The 20,848-nt window shown below is 34.0% G+C and carries 19 protein-coding genes and 1 other annotated feature; of the genes, 2 read left to right on the top strand and 17 right to left on the bottom strand.

From position 1 onward, the window contains the following. The 7 genes from rlmB to CPG45_RS09665 all read right to left on the bottom strand — a co-directional run bounded on the left by rlmB (position 1) and on the right by CPG45_RS09665 (position 6,839). On the bottom strand, positions 1 to 741 hold the full coding sequence (rlmB, locus tag CPG45_RS09695; protein ID WP_096231718.1) for a 23S rRNA (guanosine(2251)-2'-O)-methyltransferase RlmB: 741 nt from the start codon (positions 739 to 741) through the stop codon (positions 1 to 3). A gap of 3 nt (positions 742 to 744) precedes the next feature. Next, entirely contained in the window at positions 745 to 1,167 is a 423-nt protein-coding gene (locus tag CPG45_RS09690) for a Mini-ribonuclease 3 (RefSeq protein ID WP_096231717.1), read from the bottom strand. Next, on the bottom strand, positions 1,167 to 2,561 hold the full coding sequence (cysS, locus tag CPG45_RS09685) for a cysteine--tRNA ligase (protein WP_096231716.1): 1,395 nt from the start codon (positions 2,559 to 2,561) through the stop codon (positions 1,167 to 1,169). Before cysS ends, CPG45_RS09690 begins: the two co-directional genes overlap by 1 nt. Further along, a complete protein-coding gene (gene epsC / locus CPG45_RS09680; RefSeq protein ID WP_096231715.1) occupies positions 2,548 to 3,219 on the bottom strand; it encodes a serine O-acetyltransferase in 672 nt (223 codons plus the stop codon). Before epsC ends, cysS begins: the two co-directional genes overlap by 14 nt. A gap of 68 nt (positions 3,220 to 3,287) precedes the next feature. After that, positions 3,288 to 3,486, bottom strand: a binding site (T-box leader). Next, entirely contained in the window at positions 3,483 to 4,937 is a 1,455-nt protein-coding gene (gene gltX / locus CPG45_RS09675) for a glutamate--tRNA ligase (RefSeq protein WP_096231714.1), read from the bottom strand. It overlaps the preceding feature by 4 nt. A 179-nt stretch (positions 4,938 to 5,116) precedes the next feature. After that, positions 5,117 to 6,541 carry a dihydrolipoyl dehydrogenase gene (gene lpdA, locus CPG45_RS09670; protein WP_096231713.1) on the bottom strand — a complete coding sequence of 475 codons (1,425 nt, stop codon included), beginning with the start codon at positions 6,539 to 6,541 and terminating at the stop codon, positions 5,117 to 5,119. 61 nt (positions 6,542 to 6,602) lie between these two features. Further along, a complete protein-coding gene (locus tag CPG45_RS09665; protein WP_096231712.1) occupies positions 6,603 to 6,839 on the bottom strand; it encodes a hypothetical protein in 237 nt (78 codons plus the stop codon). Positions 6,840 to 7,130: 291 nt separating this feature from the next. Here CPG45_RS09665 and CPG45_RS09660 point away from each other — a divergent pair, with 291 nt between their 5' ends. Then, entirely contained in the window at positions 7,131 to 8,324 is a 1,194-nt protein-coding gene (locus tag CPG45_RS09660) for an IS110 family RNA-guided transposase (RefSeq protein WP_096230805.1), read from the top strand. A gap of 273 nt (positions 8,325 to 8,597) precedes the next feature. Here CPG45_RS09660 and CPG45_RS09655 read toward each other — a convergent pair whose 3' ends face one another. The 5 genes from CPG45_RS09655 to CPG45_RS09635 form a co-directional block, all read right to left on the bottom strand. Further along, the gene (locus CPG45_RS09655; RefSeq protein ID WP_096231711.1) at positions 8,598 to 10,316 is read right to left on the bottom strand and encodes a proline--tRNA ligase; all 1,719 of its coding nucleotides are present in this window, start codon (positions 10,314 to 10,316) and stop codon (positions 8,598 to 8,600) included. Between the two features lie 42 nt (positions 10,317 to 10,358). Further along, positions 10,359 to 10,847, bottom strand: a complete 489-nt coding sequence (gene ispF / locus CPG45_RS09650) for a 2-C-methyl-D-erythritol 2,4-cyclodiphosphate synthase (protein WP_096231710.1) — start codon at positions 10,845 to 10,847, stop codon at positions 10,359 to 10,361. Between the two features lie 22 nt (positions 10,848 to 10,869). Continuing rightward, the gene (locus CPG45_RS09645; protein ID WP_096231709.1) at positions 10,870 to 12,114 is read right to left on the bottom strand and encodes a PGAP1-like alpha/beta domain-containing protein; all 1,245 of its coding nucleotides are present in this window, start codon (positions 12,112 to 12,114) and stop codon (positions 10,870 to 10,872) included. 80 nt (positions 12,115 to 12,194) lie between these two features. Further along, a complete protein-coding gene (gene ispD / locus CPG45_RS09640) occupies positions 12,195 to 12,881 on the bottom strand; it encodes a 2-C-methyl-D-erythritol 4-phosphate cytidylyltransferase (protein ID WP_096231708.1) in 687 nt (228 codons plus the stop codon). Positions 12,882 to 12,996: 115 nt separating this feature from the next. Next, entirely contained in the window at positions 12,997 to 14,100 is a 1,104-nt protein-coding gene (locus tag CPG45_RS09635) for a PIN/TRAM domain-containing protein (protein WP_096231707.1), read from the bottom strand. A gap of 254 nt (positions 14,101 to 14,354) precedes the next feature. On the opposite strand from CPG45_RS09635, the gene CPG45_RS09630 reads away from it, so the two are divergent. Next, positions 14,355 to 14,750, top strand: a complete 396-nt coding sequence (locus tag CPG45_RS09630; RefSeq protein ID WP_096231706.1) for a nucleoside triphosphate pyrophosphohydrolase family protein — start codon at positions 14,355 to 14,357, stop codon at positions 14,748 to 14,750. Positions 14,751 to 14,773: 23 nt separating this feature from the next. Here the strand turns inward: CPG45_RS09630 and radA are convergent, their stop codons facing one another. The 5 genes from radA to CPG45_RS09605 all read right to left on the bottom strand — a co-directional run bounded on the left by radA (position 14,774) and on the right by CPG45_RS09605 (position 20,707). After that, a complete protein-coding gene (radA, locus tag CPG45_RS09625; RefSeq protein WP_096231705.1) occupies positions 14,774 to 16,126 on the bottom strand; it encodes a DNA repair protein RadA in 1,353 nt (450 codons plus the stop codon). A gap of 114 nt (positions 16,127 to 16,240) precedes the next feature. Continuing rightward, on the bottom strand, positions 16,241 to 18,673 hold the full coding sequence (locus CPG45_RS09620) for an ATP-dependent Clp protease ATP-binding subunit (protein ID WP_096231704.1): 2,433 nt from the start codon (positions 18,671 to 18,673) through the stop codon (positions 16,241 to 16,243). Between the two features lie 18 nt (positions 18,674 to 18,691). Beyond that, a complete protein-coding gene (locus CPG45_RS09615) occupies positions 18,692 to 19,699 on the bottom strand; it encodes a protein arginine kinase (protein ID WP_096231703.1) in 1,008 nt (335 codons plus the stop codon). A 9-nt stretch (positions 19,700 to 19,708) separates the two neighbouring features. Then, complete coding sequence (locus tag CPG45_RS09610) at positions 19,709 to 20,236, bottom strand: UvrB/UvrC motif-containing protein (protein WP_096231702.1); 528 nt, start codon at positions 20,234 to 20,236, stop codon at positions 19,709 to 19,711. Between the two features lie 15 nt (positions 20,237 to 20,251). Beyond that, a complete protein-coding gene (locus tag CPG45_RS09605; protein ID WP_096231701.1) occupies positions 20,252 to 20,707 on the bottom strand; it encodes a CtsR family transcriptional regulator in 456 nt (151 codons plus the stop codon). Between the last annotated feature and the right edge of the window lie 141 nt (positions 20,708 to 20,848).

Here is a 20,848-nt window from a genome sequence, read left to right as displayed (position 1 = left end):
TCACGCCTTACTGTTCCTCTGCCTTATAGCTTCATAGATAAATAGAGAAGCCGCTACTGATGCATTTAATGAATTCATATGTCCTAACATTGGTATCTTTGTTATATAATCGCAGTTCTTTTTTACAAGTTTCGACATCCCCTCGCCTTCACTTCCTATTACAATAGCTATAGGCAAAGTGTAATCAACATCGCGAAAATCCGTCTTTGCATTTACGCTGCTTCCTACTATCCATACGCCCTGCTTCTTCAATACATTTATAGCATTATTTATATTCGAAACTTTTGCAACTTTAATATATTCTGTCGCACCAGCTGATGTTTTAACGACAGTGCTATTTACGCCAACTGCTCTTCTTTTAGGTATAACAATTCCATGCACAGAAAAGGCCTCAGCACTCCTTATTATAGCGCCAAGATTATGTGTATCTGTTATACCATCAAGTAAAAGGATAAGTGGCTTTTCATTCTTTTCTTCGGCATAATTTAGTATATCTTCAAGCTCAAAATATTTATATACAGAGCAAGATGCTAAAACACCTTGATGGTTATTATAACCTGATAATTTATCAAGTGTCGCATTATCAGTCGTCGACACTATGATATTTTTGTCCCTCGCGGCTTTTATAATCTTTGAAATATTTCCCTTCGCAGTTTTTGATACATATAGCTTTTCAATCTCATGTCCACTTGTAATTGCTTCCATTACAGGATTTCGTCCGTATATTATATTTTCATTCATCTTTTAGCCCTCATTTATATTATATTTTATACACATTTTAAGTATTTCATTTAATCTATCATATCTTCCTAAAAGATATAAATATCCTATTAATGCTTCAAATGCTGTAGCAAGCCGGTATTCGTCAATACCAGCATGCTTTGGTACGGTTGCACTTTTGACATTTCGTCCCCTTCTTATAATATCTTTTTCCTCATCATCAAATATATCATATATTGTTTTTAAAATCTTCGACTGCGATTCTGCCTTAACATATTTTACACATTCTCTGTGAATTTTATTTATTGGCCTGTTACCTTTTACTGCTATATGTGTCCTTATAAATAAATCATAAACACTATCACCTACAAAGGCCATGATTAATGGCGATAGATTCATGACTTCCTGCTTTTTAAGTACAATATTATCTATGTTTGATATATCCATTAAACTCTCTTCCACCTTACTCCATTTGGTGTATCTTCTAATACTATTCCTTGTTCTTTTAGTTCATCTCTTATTTTGTCGGCTATAGACCAATTTTTAGCCTTCCTTGCTTCTTCTCTTTTTTCTATCAATGCTTTTATTTCGTCGTCAAGCAAATCATATTTTTTATACAATATGCCAAGTACTGACGATAGTTTTAAAAATACATCCAATATATATTCTATCAATTTTTTGGGGGAATTTCCATCAATATTTGTATTGACGTCTTTTGCCATCTCAAATAAAACTGAAATGGCATCTGCTGTGTTAAAGTCGTCATCCATAGAAGATTCAAATTTTCTTTTGTAATCTTTATATTTTTCCATGTATGCTTTTTCATCATCATCTAATTCTCTATCATCAACTACATTTAAAAGATATTTTAAATTGTTTATTGTATTGCAAAGCCTTTGAAGGCCGCTTTTTGCCTGCTCTAAGAGTTCAGGGCTGTAGTTTATCGGATTTCTGTAATGCGATGTAAGCATAAAAAATCTTAGTATTTCCGGGTTATATTGTTTTACTACATCCCTTACAGTAAAGAAATTATTCTTGGATTTTGACATCTTCTCATTGTTTATATTGAGATATCCTATGTGCATCCAATACTTAGCAAATTCTGCATTATTTGCAGCTTCACTCTGAGCTATTTCGTTCTCATGATGTGGGAATATTAAGTCAGGACCACCTGCATGTATGTCAAGGGTTTTCCCGAGATATTTTGTTGACATTGTAGAGCATTCAATGTGCCAGCCTGGTCTGCCTTTACCCCATGGGCTCTCCCAGTATGGTTCCCCTTCTTTTGCAGCTTTCCACAGAACAAAATCTATTGGATTTCTTTTATCTTCATTTACTTCTATCCTAGCACCTGCTTTAAGTTCATCGATGTTCTTATGTGAAAGCTTCCCGTAGTCTTTAAATTTTGTTGTATCATAATATACATTGCCATCTATCTCATATGCATACCCTTTTTTAATCAATTTTTCAACAAAATCTATTATTTCTTTGATATTTTCCGTTGCCCTTGGGTGTACAGTTGCTCTTTTTATGCCAAGGCTATCAGCATCTTTAAAATATTCTTCTATATACCTATCAGCAAGTTCTTTAACAGTGGTATTTTCTTCATGAGACTTTTTTATAAGTTTATCATCAATATCTGTAAAATTCTGAACATAGTTTACTTTGTATCCTTTGTATTCGAGATATCTCCTTACAGTATCAAATACAATAAATGCCCTTGCATTTCCTATATGGATATAGTTGTATACAGTAGGACCGCAAACATACATATTAACAACCTTATCATATATTGGAATAAATTCCTCCTTTTTTCTCGTTAGGGTATTATAAATTTTCATCTTCATCATCCTCCATATTCTTTATATATGTTTCTAATTTTTTTATCCTTATTCTTAAGCTTCGTATCTCGTCTTCTATAGGGTCCGGCAATTTGCTATGTTCTAAGTCAACATAATATGATGCTGCAGGTTTTATCCTGATATTTTCCATTTTTACACAATGACCCGGGACACCAACAACAGTGCAGTTAGGTGGCACATCATGTAATACAACAGCACCGGCACCAATTTTTGAATTGTCACCTATATTAATTGGTCCTAAAACTTTGGCACCACTTCCTATTACGACATTATTTCCAACAGTAGGATGCCTTTTACCTTTTTCTTTTCCTGTTCCGCCAAGTGTAACACCTTGATACAATGTCACATTGTCACCTATTTCCGTCGTTTCACCTATTACAACTCCCATGCCATGGTCTATGAAAAGCCCTTTTCCTATCTTAGCGCCTGGATGTATTTCGATTCCTGTTATGAACCTGTTAAACTGCGATATCAATCTTGGAATTAAAATCAGCTTCTTTTTATATAAATAATGCGCAATTCTATGCATTATTATAGCATGTAACCCAGGATAACATAATATAACCTCTAAAATACTTTTTGCCGCAGGATCCCTTTCAAAAATAACTTTGATATCCTCCTTCAAAGTTTTAAACATATAAATCATTCTCCTTCAAAATATGCTTAGTTTGCATGTTTAATTGAGCTAAAAAAAGCCCCCCATCTTCCAGAGACGAGGGGGGCTCGCGGTTCCACTCTGATTGAGTAAACTCCACTTTAAATGATAACGGATATCCGTACACTACGAAAATAGAGTAAAGCTCATGGGTGCACTTCACATAACATATCCTGAAGCTGCTTGCAGCCGGTGACAGCTTCTCTCTTTAGGCTTCTATTATGATACTCTCCCACTCATCGCCTTTATGATATTAAATTCATAGCCTTATTAAGCCTATTTAAAATTTTCTGCTTTCCTAAAAGCGGTATGACCTTTATAAGTTCCGGTCCATGATCTTGACCTGTTATAGCAAATCTTATAGGCATGAAAAACGCTTTGCCTTTAATACCGATCTTCTTTTGCAAAGTTTTTAGTAACGTTTTTATCGCGTCTTCACTAATATCATCCGCTCCCTCTAACTCTTTTTGGAAACTTAAAAGTACATTTTTTGCATCACCTTTTAGTATTTCGCCCTTTAACTGATTGTCATAGTCTATTTCATCCACGAAAAACATTTTAGCATTATCTTTTATTTCAGCTACATAATGCAAACCATCCTTAAATAATAATACAACATCTTTTAACCATTTATACAAGTTATCATCGACAGTATCAATATATCCAGCCTCTTTAAGATGTGGTATTGCAAGGTCTACAATTCGTTCAATAGAGCTCTTTTGTATATAGTGCTCATTCATCCAATTTAATTTTTCTACGTCAAAAACAGGGTTTGCACTGTGAATCCTATTAAAGTCAAATTTTTTTATAATCTCTTCTTTTGACATTAGTTCTACATTATCCTCAGGTGACCAACTTAAAAGGGATAGAAAATTAAACATAGCTTCAGGTAAATATCCTAACTCTCTATATTGTCCTATATAAGTATTCCCATGCCTTTTTGATAGCTTTGTTCTGTCAGGACCCAATATAAGAGGTGCGTGTGCAAATGTCGGTGGAACAAAGCCTAATGCCTTATATATAAGCAATTGCTTTGGTGTATTGTATATATGATCTTCACCCCTTATGACATGGGATATCTTCATAAGTGTGTCATCAATAACGACTGCAAAATTATATGTCGGCATCCCATCTGATTTAACGATTATCATGTCACCGCCAAGTGTGTCAGACTTTATCTCTATTCTACCCTTTATCATATCATCAAATACTATTGTTTCATCATCAGGTATTATAAATCTAATAGAAGGCTTTCTGCCTTGTCTTATAAATTCTTCTTCTTGCTCCTTTGTAAGGTACCTACACCTTCCAGAATACTTCGGAATGTCTCCTTTTGCAACAGATTGCTTTCTATCTTCCTCTAATTCTTCAGGTGTACAGTAACATCTGTATGCCTTACCATCATTGATTAATTGCTCAGCATACTTTTTGTATATTGGAAGCCTCTCGCTCTGCCTATACGGCCCATACTGACCAGGTTTATCAGGGCCTTCATCCCATTCAATTCCGAGCCATTTTAACTCCTTAAATATAAGTTTTTCAAAATCCTTTGATGACCTTGTAAGGTCTGTATCTTCAATTCTCAATATTAATTTTGCGCCTTCGCTTCTTGAAAATAAATAATTAAATAAAGCCGTACGTATATTCCCAATATGGATTGCACCTGTCGGACTTGGTGCAAATCTCACTCTTTTTTCCATCTAAGCCATCTCCATCATTTGTATTCATCATTTTCATTATACAAATTTTATATCTATCTTACAATACCTTTGTAACACAAAAATAATTATTTTTAATCAATCATTACATCTTTATAATAATTTAAGATACATGTTATTATAAGAAAATTGTAAAAATTACAATGTCAATAAATATTTATTTAAAGCTTATGTATAGATTTGCCGGATACATCAAGTACAGCTTCCATCATAGCCTCAGCTGTTGTAGGATGTGCATATATTATGTCTTCAATTTCATTTACCTTAAGTCCTTTTTGCATAGCAAGGGACAATGTCGATATAAGGTCAGATGCATTTGGGCCGACTATCCATACTCCAAGGATATTATCACTGTCACCATCTGTAATTATTTTTACAAATCCTTCTGTTTCGCCATATGTTAATGCTTTGCCATTTGCTGTAAATGGGAATTTGCCAACTTTTAAATTATATTTTTGCTTTGCTTCCTCTTCAGTGATCCCTATATAGCCGATTTCAGGGTGTGTAAATATTACCGCAGGAATCTTTGAGTAATCAATTTTCGCCTCGTATCCCATTATGTTCATGGATGCAACAATCCCCTGTGATGATGCCACATGTGCCAACATCATTTTGCCTGTAACATCACCTATAGCATAGATATTATCAATATTTGTCCTCATATGCTCATCTACCTTAATTGCTTTTCTATCAAATTCAATATTTAAGTTTTCCAAACCTTTGATATCAGTATTTAAAATCCTACCTATTGATACAAAGACTTTATCAGCATATATACTTTTCTCACTCCCTTTAACATCTACAATAACAATAAGTCCACCCGACTCTTCTTTTACTATTCTTTCTACTTTAGAAGATGTGTAAATTTTTATACCTTGTTTTGTTGCACTTCTTTTTATTACTTTCCTAACCTCAACATCAACATTTGGCAGAATTTCACTCATCATCTCTACTACAGTTATTTCAGCGCCAAATTGCCTTAAAATAAATGCAAACTCCATCCCAATAATTCCGCCACCGATTATTAACATCTTTTTGGGCAATTCATTTAGACTCAATATATCATCGCTGTTTAACACATCTTCATTCTCAAAGCCTTCAATTGGCAATTTTGCAGGTTTGGATCCTGTTGCTATTATTATGTATTGTGTTTTAATAGTTATATCTTCTATATTGTTTAAAACTTTTAATGTATTTTTATCAACAAACTGTGCTTCACCTTTAATGACTTCAACATTATTTGATTTAAGTAAAAACTCAATACCTCCAACAAGGCGATCGACAATTTTATTTTTTCTTTCAACTGCATTTTTATATTGTGGTATAAAACTGCCTACTTCTATTCCAAATTCTGCCGCCCTTTTTACAAGGCTAAGAACTTCTGATGACCTTGATAAGGCTTTTGTGGGTATGCATCCTTTATTTAAGCACACCCCTCCAAGCCTGTCTTTCTCAATAAGTACAACTTTCGCTCCTAATTTGGCAGCTTTAATGGCAGCGACATATCCACCTGGTCCACCACCAATTATAGCGATTTTTGTATCTATTGTACGCTCTTTCTTGTCTAAATTTATTTCGATCATCATTTCGCCCTCCTATAATTTTTTCAATAGAGGTAGCAAACGCTACCTCATTTTTAAGTTTCTGTCAAATCATCATATGATTAACTTTAACAGTGGGAATATTTGAAAGCTCACTCGAAAATTCATTAATATATCCTTCATCCCCTCTTACATTCAATGTTATTAGCCCATTATCATTGCCGTCATCATGTATACCAAACCTTGCTAAAATATTATCACCATGCTTTGTCAGCACTTCCTGTACCTTTGGGGCAAAATCAGACCTTTTATCGACGGATATACCCATTATGTAGATTGACATAAAATCGCTCCTTGTATAATATATTTAGGTTAATAAAGGCAACCTATAATCCTTTTTTAGCTGATAAATTATACTTAAAATTGTATAATTAAGTTATTAGATAGAGTATTGTCGTTCACTCCTTGAGATTGAAAGCTCGTACTTGAAAGACTGACACCTCTGTCTGATAAACTGATTACGAATAAGTTGGATGTTGACTAACTCGATTAGTACTTCGAATGTAGAACAAGGCAGTAACGTTTATCAGTTTAGAGGAACTATCTAAAATACATTGATTATGGGTGATTAAAAATGTTTTATTTAGGTATTGATATCGGGAAAAACAATCATGTAGCTTCTTTAATTGATGAAAAATGTAAAATCCTCTTTAAAGCTTTCTCTTTCCCAAACTCTTACGTTGGTGGTGATAGCTTACTTGATAAGCTTGCTTCCTTTAACATCTCTGTTAATAATGTTGAAATTGGTATGGAAGCTACGGGCCACTATTGGTTATCTATTTATTCTTTTCTTGTTGAAAAAGGTTTTGTTATTCATGTTATTAATCCTATTCAAACTGATGGTTGGCGTAAAGGAACTGAAATCAGAAAGCGCAAAACCGACATCATCGATTCTATACTAATTGCAGATCTTATTCGCTACGGTGATTTCTTAGAAACTTCTTTAGCCAACGAAGATACTATCTCTCTTCGCAATCTTTCTCGTTTTAGAAATTACCTCATCAATTCTATAGGTGACCTTAAGCGTAAGACCGTTTGTGTTTTAGATCAAGTTTTCCCCGAATATCAATCTATCTTTTCTAATATCTTTGGACAAACGTCTAAGGAAATCTTACTCCACTTTAATACGCCGGATGATTTTGAAAATATTTCTTCTGAACAATTGCAGCAGGTTTTGTCTGAAATTACTATGAAAAAATTTGCTATGGATAAAATCAATGAAATTTCTTCTGCTGCTAAAAAATCTTTTGGTATTAAGTTTTGTTTGGATAGTTTTTCTCTGCAATTAAGATTATTAATTGAGCAAATTAATTTTATCGAAAAACAGGTCACAGATGTTGAAGAGCAGATATCAGTTTTACTTGATAAAATCAATTCTCCTATTACTACAATACCTGGCATTGGCAATGTAACAGCTGCAACAATTTTAGGAGAAATAGGAGATATTTCAAGGTTTAAAAATCCATCAAAGCTTGTAGCTTATGCCGGTATTGATGCTTCTATATCACAATCAGGAGAATATAACAGTACAAATAACAAAATGAGTAAGCGAGGTTCTCCTTATCTTAGGAAAGCTCTTTTTAGTGCTGCATTAGTTGCTTCTAATTGTGACCCTGTTTTTAAGGCTTTTTACCAAAAGAAACGTTCAGAAGGCAAACATCACCTTACAGCTATTGGAGCTGTAGCACGCAAGCTTTGCTATACTATTTGTGCTATTTTAAAAAACAACTGTGCTTATGAAGTAAAACTTCCTAAAAATGATTGTTAGTAAATCATACTAATTACATATATTTACTTTTAACTTGGTATTACCAGGTTTATTTGTCATGCATTTTTATTCACCCTCTTGGCAAAATTTTTTTATTTTTTTCTATTGACTTTTTATAGTTGGTCTTTCTGATTTATTTTTTAATTTTTTATTAATATTATACTAGTGTTTTATTAAATAAAGGCTTGATAAAAAGCCCTTACAGAAATGTGTAAAGAAACATTATAATATGTAAGCTTTTAATTGAATCAAATATTTAAGGGATTTGATAAATCAAACCCCTACATTAAGTCTTATTAATTCTTTAACTTTATCAAGAACGTCTGATACAGCAATTTCTGTGGCGGTAGCTTCTTTTCTAAGCTTTAATTCTACTATATTGTCAACGGCTTTTTTACCTACTGTAATTCTTATTGGTATGCCCAAAAGATCGGCATCATTAAATTTGACACCTGCTCTTAAATCCCTATCATCGATAACTGTCTCAATGCCTGCATTATTTAATTCATCATAAAGACTTTCAGACAAGTTTTTCTGTGCATCATTTGACATGTTTATAGGAACGATAATGACTTGATATGGTGCAATAGACATCGGCCATATTATGCCTTTTTCATCGTGGTTTTGCTCAATTACGGCTGCTATAGTCCTATTTAAACCTATTCCGTAGCATCCCATTATAATTGGCTTTTCATCGCCATTTTCATCAATATATCTAGCACCAAGTACATCAGTATACTTTGTGCCAAGTTTAAATATATGACCTACTTCGATGCCCCTATCAATTTTCAATGGGTTACCACATACAGGACATTTATCACCTTCAACTGCATTTCTTATGTCTGCAACAACATCTGCCTTGAAGTCCCTTCCATAATTGACATTTTTATAATGATAATCTGTTTCATTTGCACCAACGATAAAATTCCTTAATTCAGGTACTTCTCTATCTACAACAACATAAATGTCATTTTTTAATCCAATCGGACCGGCAAAACCTACATTAGCACCTGTTACATCTTTTACTGTCTCTTCATCAGCCATCTCTAAGTCTTGTTCATTTCCCTTTAATATGTTTATAAGCTTAACCTCGTTAACCTCTCTGTCGCCTCTTACAAGTACCGCTATGACCTTATCTTTGTGTTTGTATATCAAAGTTTTTACAAATTTATCTGCAGTCGTATTTAAAAATGATACAAGTTCATCAATTGTTTTCACATTAGGTGTATTAATCTTTTCTATTGGCTTCATTTCTTCATTGCTTTTATAGTTTACAATGCATTCTGCTTTTTCTTCGTTTGCAGCATAACCACAGCTGTCACAATATGCTATCACGGCTTCACCTACATTTGAAGTAACCATAAATTCTTTTGAATCTTTTCCGCCCATAGCACCTGAATCTGCTTCAACAACCGTATACTTTAAGCCGCACCTATCAAATATACGACAATATGCTTTATACATTTTATTAAATGAAATATCAAGGCCATCCCAATCTGTGTCAAAGCTGTAGGCGTCTTTCATTATAAACTCGCGAGACCTCATGACGCCAAACCTCGGCCTTCTTTCATCCCTGTACTTCGTCTGTATCTGATATATTGTTATAGGTAGCTGTCTATATGATTTTATTTCGTTTCGTACAAGGTCTGTAAATACTTCCTCATGTGTCGGACCAAGGCAGAATTCCCTTTCATTTCTGTCTTTTAATTTAAACATTTCCGGGCCAAAGACGTCCCATCTTCCTGATTCTTTTAAAAGTTCCGAAGGAATTATAGCCGACATCAGTAATTCCTGTGCACCAGCTCTATCCATTTCCTCCCTTACAATCTCCTCTACTTTTTTTAGAACTCTCTTTCCAAGTGGCAAATAAATATATATTCCTGACGCAAGTTTCCTCATCATCGCGGCTTTTAGCATAAGTATATGACTTGGTATTTCCGCTTCTGCCGGCGCTTCTCTCAATGTTGGTATAAGTAATTCTGATAATCTCATCGTTTACCTCCTATTATTTATTATGTTTGTATTTTATTTAATTTAAGTACAACTGTCAATAGATTTCTCTATAATGCTTACTACTGCATATGCAGAAATCCCCTCTTTTCTTCCCGTAAAACCAAGGCCTTCCTCCGTTTTGGCTTTGATGTTTATCCTATTTATGCCAATATTTAATACTTTCGATAGATTCCTTGCTATGGCATCCTTATACGGTGATATTTTAGGTTCCTGTGCAACAATTATGCAATCTATATTATTTATTAGATATTTGCCTTTTATCATATCCAAGGTCTTTTTTAAAAGAATTGTGCTATCTATATCCTTATATACCCTTTCTGAATCCGGGAAATGTGTCCCTATATCGCCAAGTCCTGCTGCACCAAGTATTCCGTCAATTATAGCATGTATCAATACATCTGCATCAGAATGCCCCAATAACCCCTTAACATATGGAATTTGTATACCGCCTAGTATTAGTTTCCTTCCTGCTTCAAGCCTGTGAACATCATATCCAAACCCAACTCTCATATGTCACACCCCTATATTTATTTCAATCTTTTATTTCAAAATTGCCTTTTCTATCGACAAATAAAACTAATTTATTTGATCTAAACCTTCTTGGAGGCCTTATCGTCTTCACAAAATGGCCCTTATTTGTATGAATAAATATGGATTTAGCTGATAAATCAGATGTTTGAAAATGGTACTCACCACTTTCATTAAATCCCATATACCAATTTACTTTTCCAAATACATTGTACTTTTTCAATTTTTGTCCTCTTTCTAAGATTAAAACTTTGTTATCTGTCAATATGCTTATAAAAGAAGCTATTTTTTCAAAAAAACTAAGCTTTGGAGCCTCTTCTAACCCGAGAATCTCCTTTAAGTATAGTATTGAAGCATTTAATATACCACCATGTCCAACATTTAATATATATTGTTTTCCTATAACACCTAATGCACTCTTTTTTAAGACCGTTCCATCACCTTTGTCATCCCTTACAACACCAATAGCAGCACCATCTGGCCAAAGCACATCGTCATTGCTCTCTTTTACTTGTATAAATTTATTAGTATATATCGTATTCCCTGAAAATACATATATATCTTGTACTCTACCATATAACTTATCAATAGAATTATTTAAATCATTGAGAAAATCGTTTTGCTCCTTCATATAAAGGATATTCTTAAATATTATCTTATTGCTTTTAATCGGATATTTAAATATATAATTCCCGTACTCACGTGATGGCATAAGGTCTTTTACAGAAGAAATGTAATTTCTTATTATCATAAGCTCATTCTTTTCACCTTTAATTTTGCCTATTGCCCATAGAAAACCTCTAAGTAGAATATTAATAAAATCCTCATCATTGTCAGGAGGAACCGCTCCACCTTCCCATGCATAGTATGCATTAGCAGAACCATAATGCGGTGTAGCCAAGAAAATAAGCTTATCTATATCGTTTTTGTAAAATCCGCTTTGAACATAACTTCTGGCAAGCAGTCCTCCCATACTGTGGCATATGACATCGACCTTATCAACTCCGTTTTTTATCTTTGCCTCATTAATCTTCGACATGAGGGTATTTATGCAATCAGGTATATTTTTCCACCATTCATAATAGCATATAAATAAATTCTTTCCTTCCGTATATCCTAATGTTTTGAGATTATCAATAAAGGGCTCATAAATATAACTTGCGGGGCCAAACCCCCATGTCTTTCCAACTAATGTAGGAACAAATATTGAGCCAAAAATTCCATGAATAAATACAAGAGGTCTCTTCATAATAACCACCTCATATAATTAGACTGCAGTATTCCTATAATAAATTATATGTGTTATGCTTACAAATGTTATTAATATTATCAAATGGTATTTAAAAGAGCCTCAGCAATAAGCAAATCTTCAGGCGTCGTTATTTTTATGTTTTTATAACTTCCTTCTACAAGCTTTACCTTTGAGCCAATCCTTTCCACAAGAACAGTATCATCTGTTCCAGAAAAACCATCATCTATGGCTTTTAAATGCGCATTATAAATAAGATTATAATCAAATATCTGAGGTGTCTGTATAGCCATAAGGTATTTTCTATCAGGGGTATTTACTACAAAATTATTGCTATCAACCTCTTTAATGGTGTCCTTAACAGGTACTGCTATTCCAACGGCTTTATATATTTTAGCTTCTTCAATGCCTTTAATTATAGTTTTTTCTTCGATTAAAGGCCTTGCACCATCATGTATTAAGACAATATCACAGGGCTTTGTCACGGCTTTAAGCCCGTTAAAAACCGATTCCTGTCTTTCACTTCCTCCTTCAACGATATTTTTTATCTTTTTAAAGCCATATTTATCTATAAATTCCTCTTTACAATATTTTAAATCAGCCTTCGATACAACTAATATTATTTCATCTATTTCCTTCATGCTTTCAAAAACACTTAATGTATAGTAAAGTATTGGCTTGGCATTTATGTTTAATAAAACTTTGTTTGTCTTAGTGCCCATCCTTTTGCCTTTACCTGCGGCAACTATAATTGCGCTTAAAAACATAATTCACCTTCTAATTATAATTATACTGGAATGATTATATCATAATTAGAAAAAATGCGCTATTTAAAAAAGATAAAAGGCACCCTCAATCATTGAGAAATGCCTTAAACATTAATTATATAACTTTTTCCTGTTCCTGTTGTTTCGGTTTTGCAAATATCATTCTTCCAGCCGCAGTCTGCAATACACTTGTAACTAAAACTTCTAATGTATCACCTATGTGTTTTTTGCCACCATCAACAACAATCATTGTTCCATCATCAAGGTATGCTATTCCCTGACCAGATTCCTTTCCGTCTTTTATAACCTGTACTACCATTTCCTCTCCCGGTAGTACCACAGGTTTAACCGCATTTGAAAGTTCATTGATATTTAATACAGGTACACCTTGAAACTCCGCTACTTTATTTAAATTATAATCATTTGTTATAACTTTACCGTTCATAATTTTTGCAAGCCTTAATAGCTTTGTATCAACTTCGGTTGCATCAACATCTTTATCGATGATCTGGACTTTTAAATCAAGCTCTTTTTGTATTTTATTCAATATGTCGAGACCACGCCTTCCTCTATTTCGTTTTAAGGAATCAGATGAATCAGCTATGTGTCTCAGTTCTTCCAATACAAAATTAGGAATAATAAGTGGACCTTCTACAAATCCCGTCTTACATATATCAAATATCCTGCCATCAATTATAACACTCGTATCAAGAATTTTTGGTGTTTCATTCACTTCAATCTTCTGTGCTTTTTGCTGTCCCATCTTTTTTACAATTGTAAATAAATTCATGAATTCGTCTTTCTTCTTAATTGAAATACTTATACCGAGATAACCAAAGAATATGCTTAATACTATGGGAATAATCTTGCCTATTATAGGTAATTGGTATATTGGTGCACTTATGAGATTTGCAAGAATTAAACCAACTATTAGGCCAAATGCCCCTATCAAGATGTCATAAATAGGTGATTTTTGAAGTGCAGCTTCAAGCCATGTTTCAAAATCTTTTCCCCATTTAATTAGTTTAGGAGAAAGAATGAAAAATATAATTCCACCTATTATCGCGCCAAGAACATAGATAATTACAGTTGTAATACTATTTAACTTCAAATTTATCAACTCTTGTAGTCCAAGCACTGCAATTGATAAATAAGATGCCTCAAATCCGAGTCCCATCCCAACTAAAGAAATTATTACTCTAACAATTTTATACAGCATATGTTCACCTCCACTTCTATTATTATCAAATATGTCATTAAATATAAGTCAATGGGGAAATTTAATCAAAATATATAACATATTTTACATGTATAGCACTTCATCAATAAAAGTATACTACTAATAGATAAACATTGTCAATTTACAAAAAATTTTCTCATGATATAATTGTTATTTCGAGTAAATATTGACAACACAGCATCTATAAGTATATAATTAAGCTAAGATTTTAAAATACGGGAGTGGGCATAACCATGAAGGATATAATAGTAGACGATCTACAAAACACAGTAGAAGAATTCCTTATTCGTCACAAAAGCATTTTGGATATTTTGACAAAAATACAAGAAAGCAGTGCCCGTGTCAATAGGGCTGTAGCAAAATCTGTTACAGAATGTGGATGCATAAAGATTAATGCACAAAAGCAGGAATTGCCCGAAGACATAAGCATAGATGATGCACATAAGTACGTAAAAACGCATATCGATGGTGAATTATGCGAAAATTGCAGGGAAGTCATAGAAACAGAAATCGGCAATAACATATTTTACTTAATCGCTATATGCAATGTACTGGGTATTAATTTTTATGACATTCTCCTTAAAAAAGATAAAGAGCTTAATACACTTGGAGTTTTTAATATGTTATGATTTTAAGTGGGGCTTTACCCCACTTATTTAAGTTTTTTTAAGCTATTTAAAACTTCTATTATATTTCTTATCTTAATGATTTCTATATCATCTATACTTTTTACTTTCATATAAGGTACAAATATTTTTTTAAATCCCATCTTTTTTGCTTCACTTATTCTTCTCTCCAAATTTCCTACAGCTCTTACTTCACCAGTTAAGCCAACTTCGCCTGTAAAGCAATAATCATTCGGCACAGGTACGTTTAAGTAGCCTGAAATAACTGCGGCAACAATGCCTAAGTCTACTGCTGGTTCTTGAATCTTCAAACCACCTGCAACATTGAGGTAGACATCTGATTGTGATAAATTAAGACCGCATTTCTTCTCAATGACTGCGAGAATTAGTACAAATTTATTGTAGTCAATACCTGTCGACATCCTTCTTGGCAAGCCAAAATTAGTATGACATATCAAAGACTGAACTTCTAAAAGTAATGGCCTTGTGCCTTCCATAGAGCTTATAACGGCTGTACCTGGAGCATTTGATTCTCTATTTGATAGAAGAAGCTCAGATGGGTTTTTGACCTCTTTCAGTCCGTCCACCATCATCTCAAAAACGCCTATTTCGTTTGTTGAACCAAATCTATTCTTATATGCTCTTAATATCCTAAATGACTGTGTTCTATCACCTTCAAAATAAAGAACAGTATCTACCATGTGTTCTAAAACCCTTGGGCCTGCTATTGAACCTTCTTTTGTTACATGTCCAATTATAAATATTGTAATTCCGTTTTGCTTTGCAAGCTTCATAAGATGCTGTGTTACCTGTCTCACCTGTGAAACACTTCCTGGTATAGTGCTGCTTTCTTCCGTATACATGGTTTGTATAGAATCGATTATCATAAATCCGGGTGATACTTTTTCTATATGCCTCTCAATATTGTTTATATTTGTTTCAGATAAAAGGTATATATCTTCTTTCCCTTTGATGATTCTATCAGCCCTAATCTTAATCTGTCTTGGGGACTCTTCACCTGAAACATAAAGTACTTTTGTAAAATTTGACATAATATCAGATACCTGTAATAGCATTGTGGACTTTCCAATCCCCGGCTCACCACCGATTAAAACCAATGACCCTTGTACAATACCGCCACCTAAGACTCTATCGAATTCACCAATGCCCGTCTTAATCCGATCTTCACCTTTTACCTCAACATCCCTCAAAAGCTCCACATTTGACATTAAGGGTTCACTTTGTTCTATTTTATTATAATTCTCAATAGCCTCTTCCACAAATGTATTCCATTCATCACAGTTTGGGCATCTTCCCATCCATTTTATGCTTTCAAAGCCACATTGTTGGCATACAAATTTCGTCTTTGTTTTCTTCACGATGTCACCGACTTTCTTAACTATACTTAACTATATTTGTATCCATTATATCATTATTAAGTAATAAAAATAAGGACATTCTCTATTGAAAGAATGTCCTTAATAATTTAGAGATTATACTTTAGAGAAGTCGAATTTGCCATCTTTTACATTTACTAATACCTTGTCACCTGCTTTAACTTCGCCTTTTAACATTAGTTCCGAAAGTTCATTTTCTACAACTTTTTGTATCGCACGTCTTAATGGCCTTGCACCATATGTGGCATCATAGCCTTCTTTTAATAATTCTTCCTTAGCATCATTTGTAAATTCTAGGCTTATATTATTATCTTTAAGCCTGCGGTTGAGCTCATCTATCATGAGGTCTGTAATCTTTCTAATGTCGTCCTTTGTTAGTTGGTGGAATACGATGATATCATCTATCCTGTTTAAAAACTCTGGTCTAAATGCTTTTTTAAGCTCTTCAAGGACATTGTCCTTCATTTTTTCATATGATGCTTTATCTGTTTCATCTTTAGGCATGAATCCCAGTGTAGTCTGTTTTTTAATCAATTGTGCGCCGACATTTGATGTCATAATTATTAGAGTATTTTTAAAATCTACTGTTCTACCTTTTGAATCCGTAAGCCTTCCATCCTCAAGGATTTGCAGTAGAATATTGAATACATCCGGATGTGCTTTCTCTATCTCATCAAACAAGACGACGGAATACGGCTTTCTTCTTATTTTTTCAGTCAGCTCTCCACCTTCCTCATAGCCAACATATCCAGGAGGCGAACCAATAAGCCTCGATACAGAGAACTTTTCCATGTATTCTGACATGTCAAGTCTAATTATAGCAGATTCATCTCCAAACATCGCTTCTGCCAATGCTTTGCTAAGCTCAGTTTTACCGACACCAGTCGGTCCTAAGAATATAAAAGATCCAATAGGTCTTTTAGGGTCTTTTAAGCCTACTCTTGCTCTTCTTATAGCCCTTGAAACAGCTTCTACTGCTTCATCTTGACCAATTACACGCTTATGAAGTATTTCTTCTAAGTGTAATAATCTTTCAGATTCTTCCTGCTCTAATTTCTTTGTTGGAATACCAGTCCATAGTGATACAATCTGTGAGATCTCTTCTGGACCTACACTTTTATCCTTAACTAAGGAGTTTTGCTGCCATTTTGATTTTAAGTTTTCCAACTGTTCCTTTATTTTCTGCTCTTCATCTCTAATCTTAGCAGCTTTTTCGTATTCCTGTGTTCTTATAGCTTCTTCCTTATCTTTATTTAGCATATTTATTTTATCTTCAAGCTCCTTAATCTCGGGTGGAGCTGTAACTGTTTTTAGTCTAACTCTTGATGCAGCTTCATCTATAAGGTCTATCGCCTTATCTGGTAAAAATCTATCTGTTATATACCTATGTGATAATTTAGCGGCTGCTACAATTGCCTCATCTGTTATTTTCACTCTATGATGTGCTTCATATTTGTCCCTTAAGCCCTTCAATATCTTTATAGTCTCTTCAACGGTTGGTTCTTCAACTGTTATAGGCTGGAATCTTCTCTCTAATGCAGGATCTTTTTCAACATATTTTCTGTACTCTTCTATTGTTGTTGCCCCTATGACTTGAATTTCACCTCTTGCAAGTGCAGGCTTTAAAATATTAGATGCATCTATTGCACCTTCTGCTGCACCAGCACCTATTATCGTATGCATTTCATCGATAAAAAGTATTACATTTCCTGCCTTTATAACCTCATTTAAAACATTTTTAAGCCTATCTTCAAATTCCCCTCTGTACTTAGTACCTGCTACCATAGATGCCATGTCTAATGTAACAACCCTCTTCCCTTTGAGGATTTCAGGTATTGTACCATTTTCTATTTCTTGGGCAAGGCCTTCTGCAACGGCTGTCTTACCTACACCAGGTTCACCAATAAGGCATGGATTATTCTTTGTTCTTCTGCTTAATATTTGTATTACCCTTTCTATCTCTTTCTCTCGGCCTATTACAGGATCGAGCTTACCTTCCCTTGCTAATTCGGTCAAGTCCCTGCCAAATTGATTCAAATTTGGAGTGTTTGTATTTTTAGCTTTTTGTGTTTTATTAGGTGCACCCGATGGTTCTTCACTAACCATTTTTACTATTTCTTCTCTAACCCTATTAAAATCAATTCCGGATTCCATGAGAATCCTTACAGCAACACCTTCGCCTTCTCTTATCAACCCTAATAAAATGTGTTCTGTACCAATATAATTTGTATTAAATCTTCTAGCCTCCGCAAAACTTAACTCTAAGACTCTTTTCGCCCTTGGAGTATATCCAACAACATCACCAGGAACATTGCCCATACCAATCAATGTTTCTACTTTGGACCTTACGTCATCATAATTTACGCCTAAATTTTTAAGGACCCTTGATGCAATGCCGTCTTCTTCTTTTATAAGCCCTAAAAGAATATGCTCCGTCCCAACATAGTTGTGATAGAGTGATCGTGCTTCTTCCTGTGCTTGATACAAAACTTTCTGTGCTTTTTCTGAAAATCTACCAAACATCGCCATATAAATACACCTCCTGTTTTATCCTCTTATTAATTTTGCTACATATTCAGCTCTCTTTACATCTCTATCATATGGCTCTAATTGCTTCCCTATTATTCTTTGTAAATTTCCCGGTTGAATATGTGTAGTCAGCTCATCAATTTTTTTAAGGTCTATATTTATGATATTAAGAACAGCCCCTAACCTTACATCAGATATAAGTCTCATAAACTCCTGTGTCGACATAACTCTTGCATTTGTAATAAGACCATAAGCTCTACCTACTCTATCTTCAATTTGTATTCTTCTTTTCTTGTACAAATCTTCTCTTGCCTGTCTCTCATTCGTAATTATTTGTTTTACTATCCCTTCTTGGTTCTCAATGATCTCCCTCTCGTTCTGTCCGAGTGTCACTTGATTTGAAAGCTGGTATATATCGCCTAATGATTGTGTTCCTTCACCATACATACCTCTTACAGTTATCCCTATCTTCGATACGGAGTTTAATATATTCCCTATTTGTCCTGTAATTGATAAAGCTGGTAAATGAACCATGACAGATGCCCTTATGCCTGTGCCAACATTTGTTGGACATGATGTAAGGTATCCTAATTTCTCATTAAAGGCATAATTTACATTTTCCTCTATGAGGTCATCTATCTTATCTGCCAAATCCCATGCATCCAATAAATTTAAACCACTAAAGAGAGTCTGTATTCTTAAATGGTCTTCTTCATTTATCATTATGCTAACACTACTATCGTTTTTAATAAGTGCACATCCATTCTTAGTGTTCTGAGCAAGGTCTGGACTTATTAGATGCCTTTCAACAAGTGATTGCCTCTCCAAAGGACTTATTTTATTCATGTCATATTCAGCAAATTGCGTTGAAAGAATAGTTTTACTATCAAATATTGCTTTTTTAATATCCTCTTTTACCTTAAGTGCATCTTTATCACTCATAACAGACGGGAAAGGAATATCCTTTAGATTCCTTGCAAGCCTAATTCTACTCGATAACACTACATCATTGTCATGGTCAAACACTTTTTTCACCTACTTTCCATACTTTTTTTCGAGTTCTCTGATTTTATCTCTAAGCTTAGCAGCCTCCTCATAAGCTTCTTCCTTTACTGCTTTGTCAAGTTTTGCCTTTAATTCTTCTATTTCTCTCTTTGCCCTTAAGATTCCACCAGTTTTTCTTGGAATCTTGCCTCTGTGGCCAATGCTACCGTGAATTCTCCTTATTAAAGGATTTAGTTCATCTGCAAAAAAGTCATAACATCTGCTGCATCCAAGCCTTCCCGTTTCCTTAAATCTATCATATGTCATACCACAATTATCGCATTTTAGCTGCTCCTCTATAAAAGAACCACCTGTATCAGGAAGAAAATTCATAAGTCCAGCTAGTAAATTTTGCACTGAAAATGGGGTGAAATTTGTAAATGGCGAAAAAGTATCGCTACTTAAAAGCCCTTCCTCCTGTGCGCAGTGTTCACATAGATTCATCTCGGTCTTTACACCATTTATTATCTGGGTATAATGTACTGTCGCAGGTCTTTCTTTACATTTATCACACAACATAATAATCACTCCTTTTTAATGATTAGAAAGTTCTGCAAGCATTACTTTTAGAAGTATTGCCCTCAATATTGGCTTTTCATACTGTGCTACGGGCAAAATTTTCTCATTTAGCACAGCTCTCATCATTGCTGCTTCCCTTTCTGTGATAAGATTATGTTCAAATAATGTATCTATATATAGCCTACTTCTGCTTTCTGTAATATTGTCGCCAATGTTGTCAATAAGCTGTGATGCCCAGTCTTTTGATACTGGCTTTTTGATTATTTTTATATAGCCACCACCACCACGTCTGCTTTCAATAATATAGCCATTTGAAAGATTGAATCGTGTCTCGAGCACATAATTTATTTGTGATGGTGCACAGTTAAAAATGTTAGCAAGTTCATTTCTCTGGATTTCTATATATTCCTTATCAGCCTCATCAATCAAGCTTTTTATAAAATCCTCAATTAAATCACTTAATCTAGCCATCCCATCACCACTTCTCTTACTTTGACTTTCTTTGACCTTCACTTATTATTTTATTTTTATTTGGCTATATGTCAATACCAAATTTCAGGCATTACGTATTATAACTATTGAATTCCGCAAATTATATCAATATATCTTAAT

It is taken from the genome of Thermoanaerobacterium sp. RBIITD (assembly GCF_900205865.1).
In the GTDB taxonomy this organism is placed as follows: Bacteria; Bacillota; Thermoanaerobacteria; order Thermoanaerobacterales; family Thermoanaerobacteraceae; genus Thermoanaerobacterium.
This window is presented reverse-complemented; position numbering and strand designations above follow the sequence as displayed.

Excerpts from the sequence above, each read along its gene's own strand:
- CPG45_RS09690 (WP_096231717.1), bottom strand. The coding sequence starts at position 1,167 with ATGGATATATCAAACATAGATAATATTGTACTTAAAAAGCAGGAAGTC.
- cysS (WP_096231716.1), bottom strand. The coding sequence starts at position 2,561 with ATGAAAATTTATAATACCCTAACGAGAAAAAAGGAGGAATTTATTCCA.
- CPG45_RS09660 (WP_096230805.1), top strand. The coding sequence starts at position 7,131 with ATGTTTTATTTAGGTATTGATATCGGGAAAAACAATCATGTAGCTTCT.
- ispF (WP_096231710.1), bottom strand. The coding sequence starts at position 10,847 with ATGAGAGTTGGGTTTGGATATGATGTTCACAGGCTTGAAGCAGGAAGG.
- CPG45_RS09605 (WP_096231701.1), bottom strand. The coding sequence starts at position 20,707 with ATGGCTAGATTAAGTGATTTAATTGAGGATTTTATAAAAAGCTTGATT.
- gltX (WP_096231714.1), bottom strand. The coding sequence starts at position 4,937 with ATGGAAAAAAGAGTGAGATTTGCACCAAGTCCGACAGGTGCAATCCAT.
- CPG45_RS09610 (WP_096231702.1), bottom strand. The coding sequence starts at position 20,236 with ATGTTGTGTGATAAATGTAAAGAAAGACCTGCGACAGTACATTATACC.
- CPG45_RS09635 (WP_096231707.1), bottom strand. The coding sequence starts at position 14,100 with ATGCTGTATAAAATTGTTAGAGTAATAATTTCTTTAGTTGGGATGGGA.
- CPG45_RS09655 (WP_096231711.1), bottom strand. The coding sequence starts at position 10,316 with ATGAGATTATCAGAATTACTTATACCAACATTGAGAGAAGCGCCGGCA.
- CPG45_RS09665 (WP_096231712.1), bottom strand. The coding sequence starts at position 6,839 with ATGTCAATCTACATAATGGGTATATCCGTCGATAAAAGGTCTGATTTT.
- CPG45_RS09620 (WP_096231704.1), bottom strand. The coding sequence starts at position 18,673 with ATGGCGATGTTTGGTAGATTTTCAGAAAAAGCACAGAAAGTTTTGTAT.
- lpdA (WP_096231713.1), bottom strand. The coding sequence starts at position 6,541 with ATGATGATCGAAATAAATTTAGACAAGAAAGAGCGTACAATAGATACA.
- epsC (WP_096231715.1), bottom strand. The coding sequence starts at position 3,219 with ATGTTTAAAACTTTGAAGGAGGATATCAAAGTTATTTTTGAAAGGGAT.
- CPG45_RS09645 (WP_096231709.1), bottom strand. The coding sequence starts at position 12,114 with ATGAAGAGACCTCTTGTATTTATTCATGGAATTTTTGGCTCAATATTT.
- ispD (WP_096231708.1), bottom strand. The coding sequence starts at position 12,881 with ATGTTTTTAAGCGCAATTATAGTTGCCGCAGGTAAAGGCAAAAGGATG.
- rlmB (WP_096231718.1), bottom strand. The coding sequence starts at position 741 with ATGAATGAAAATATAATATACGGACGAAATCCTGTAATGGAAGCAATT.
- CPG45_RS09630 (WP_096231706.1), top strand. The coding sequence starts at position 14,355 with ATGAAGGATATAATAGTAGACGATCTACAAAACACAGTAGAAGAATTC.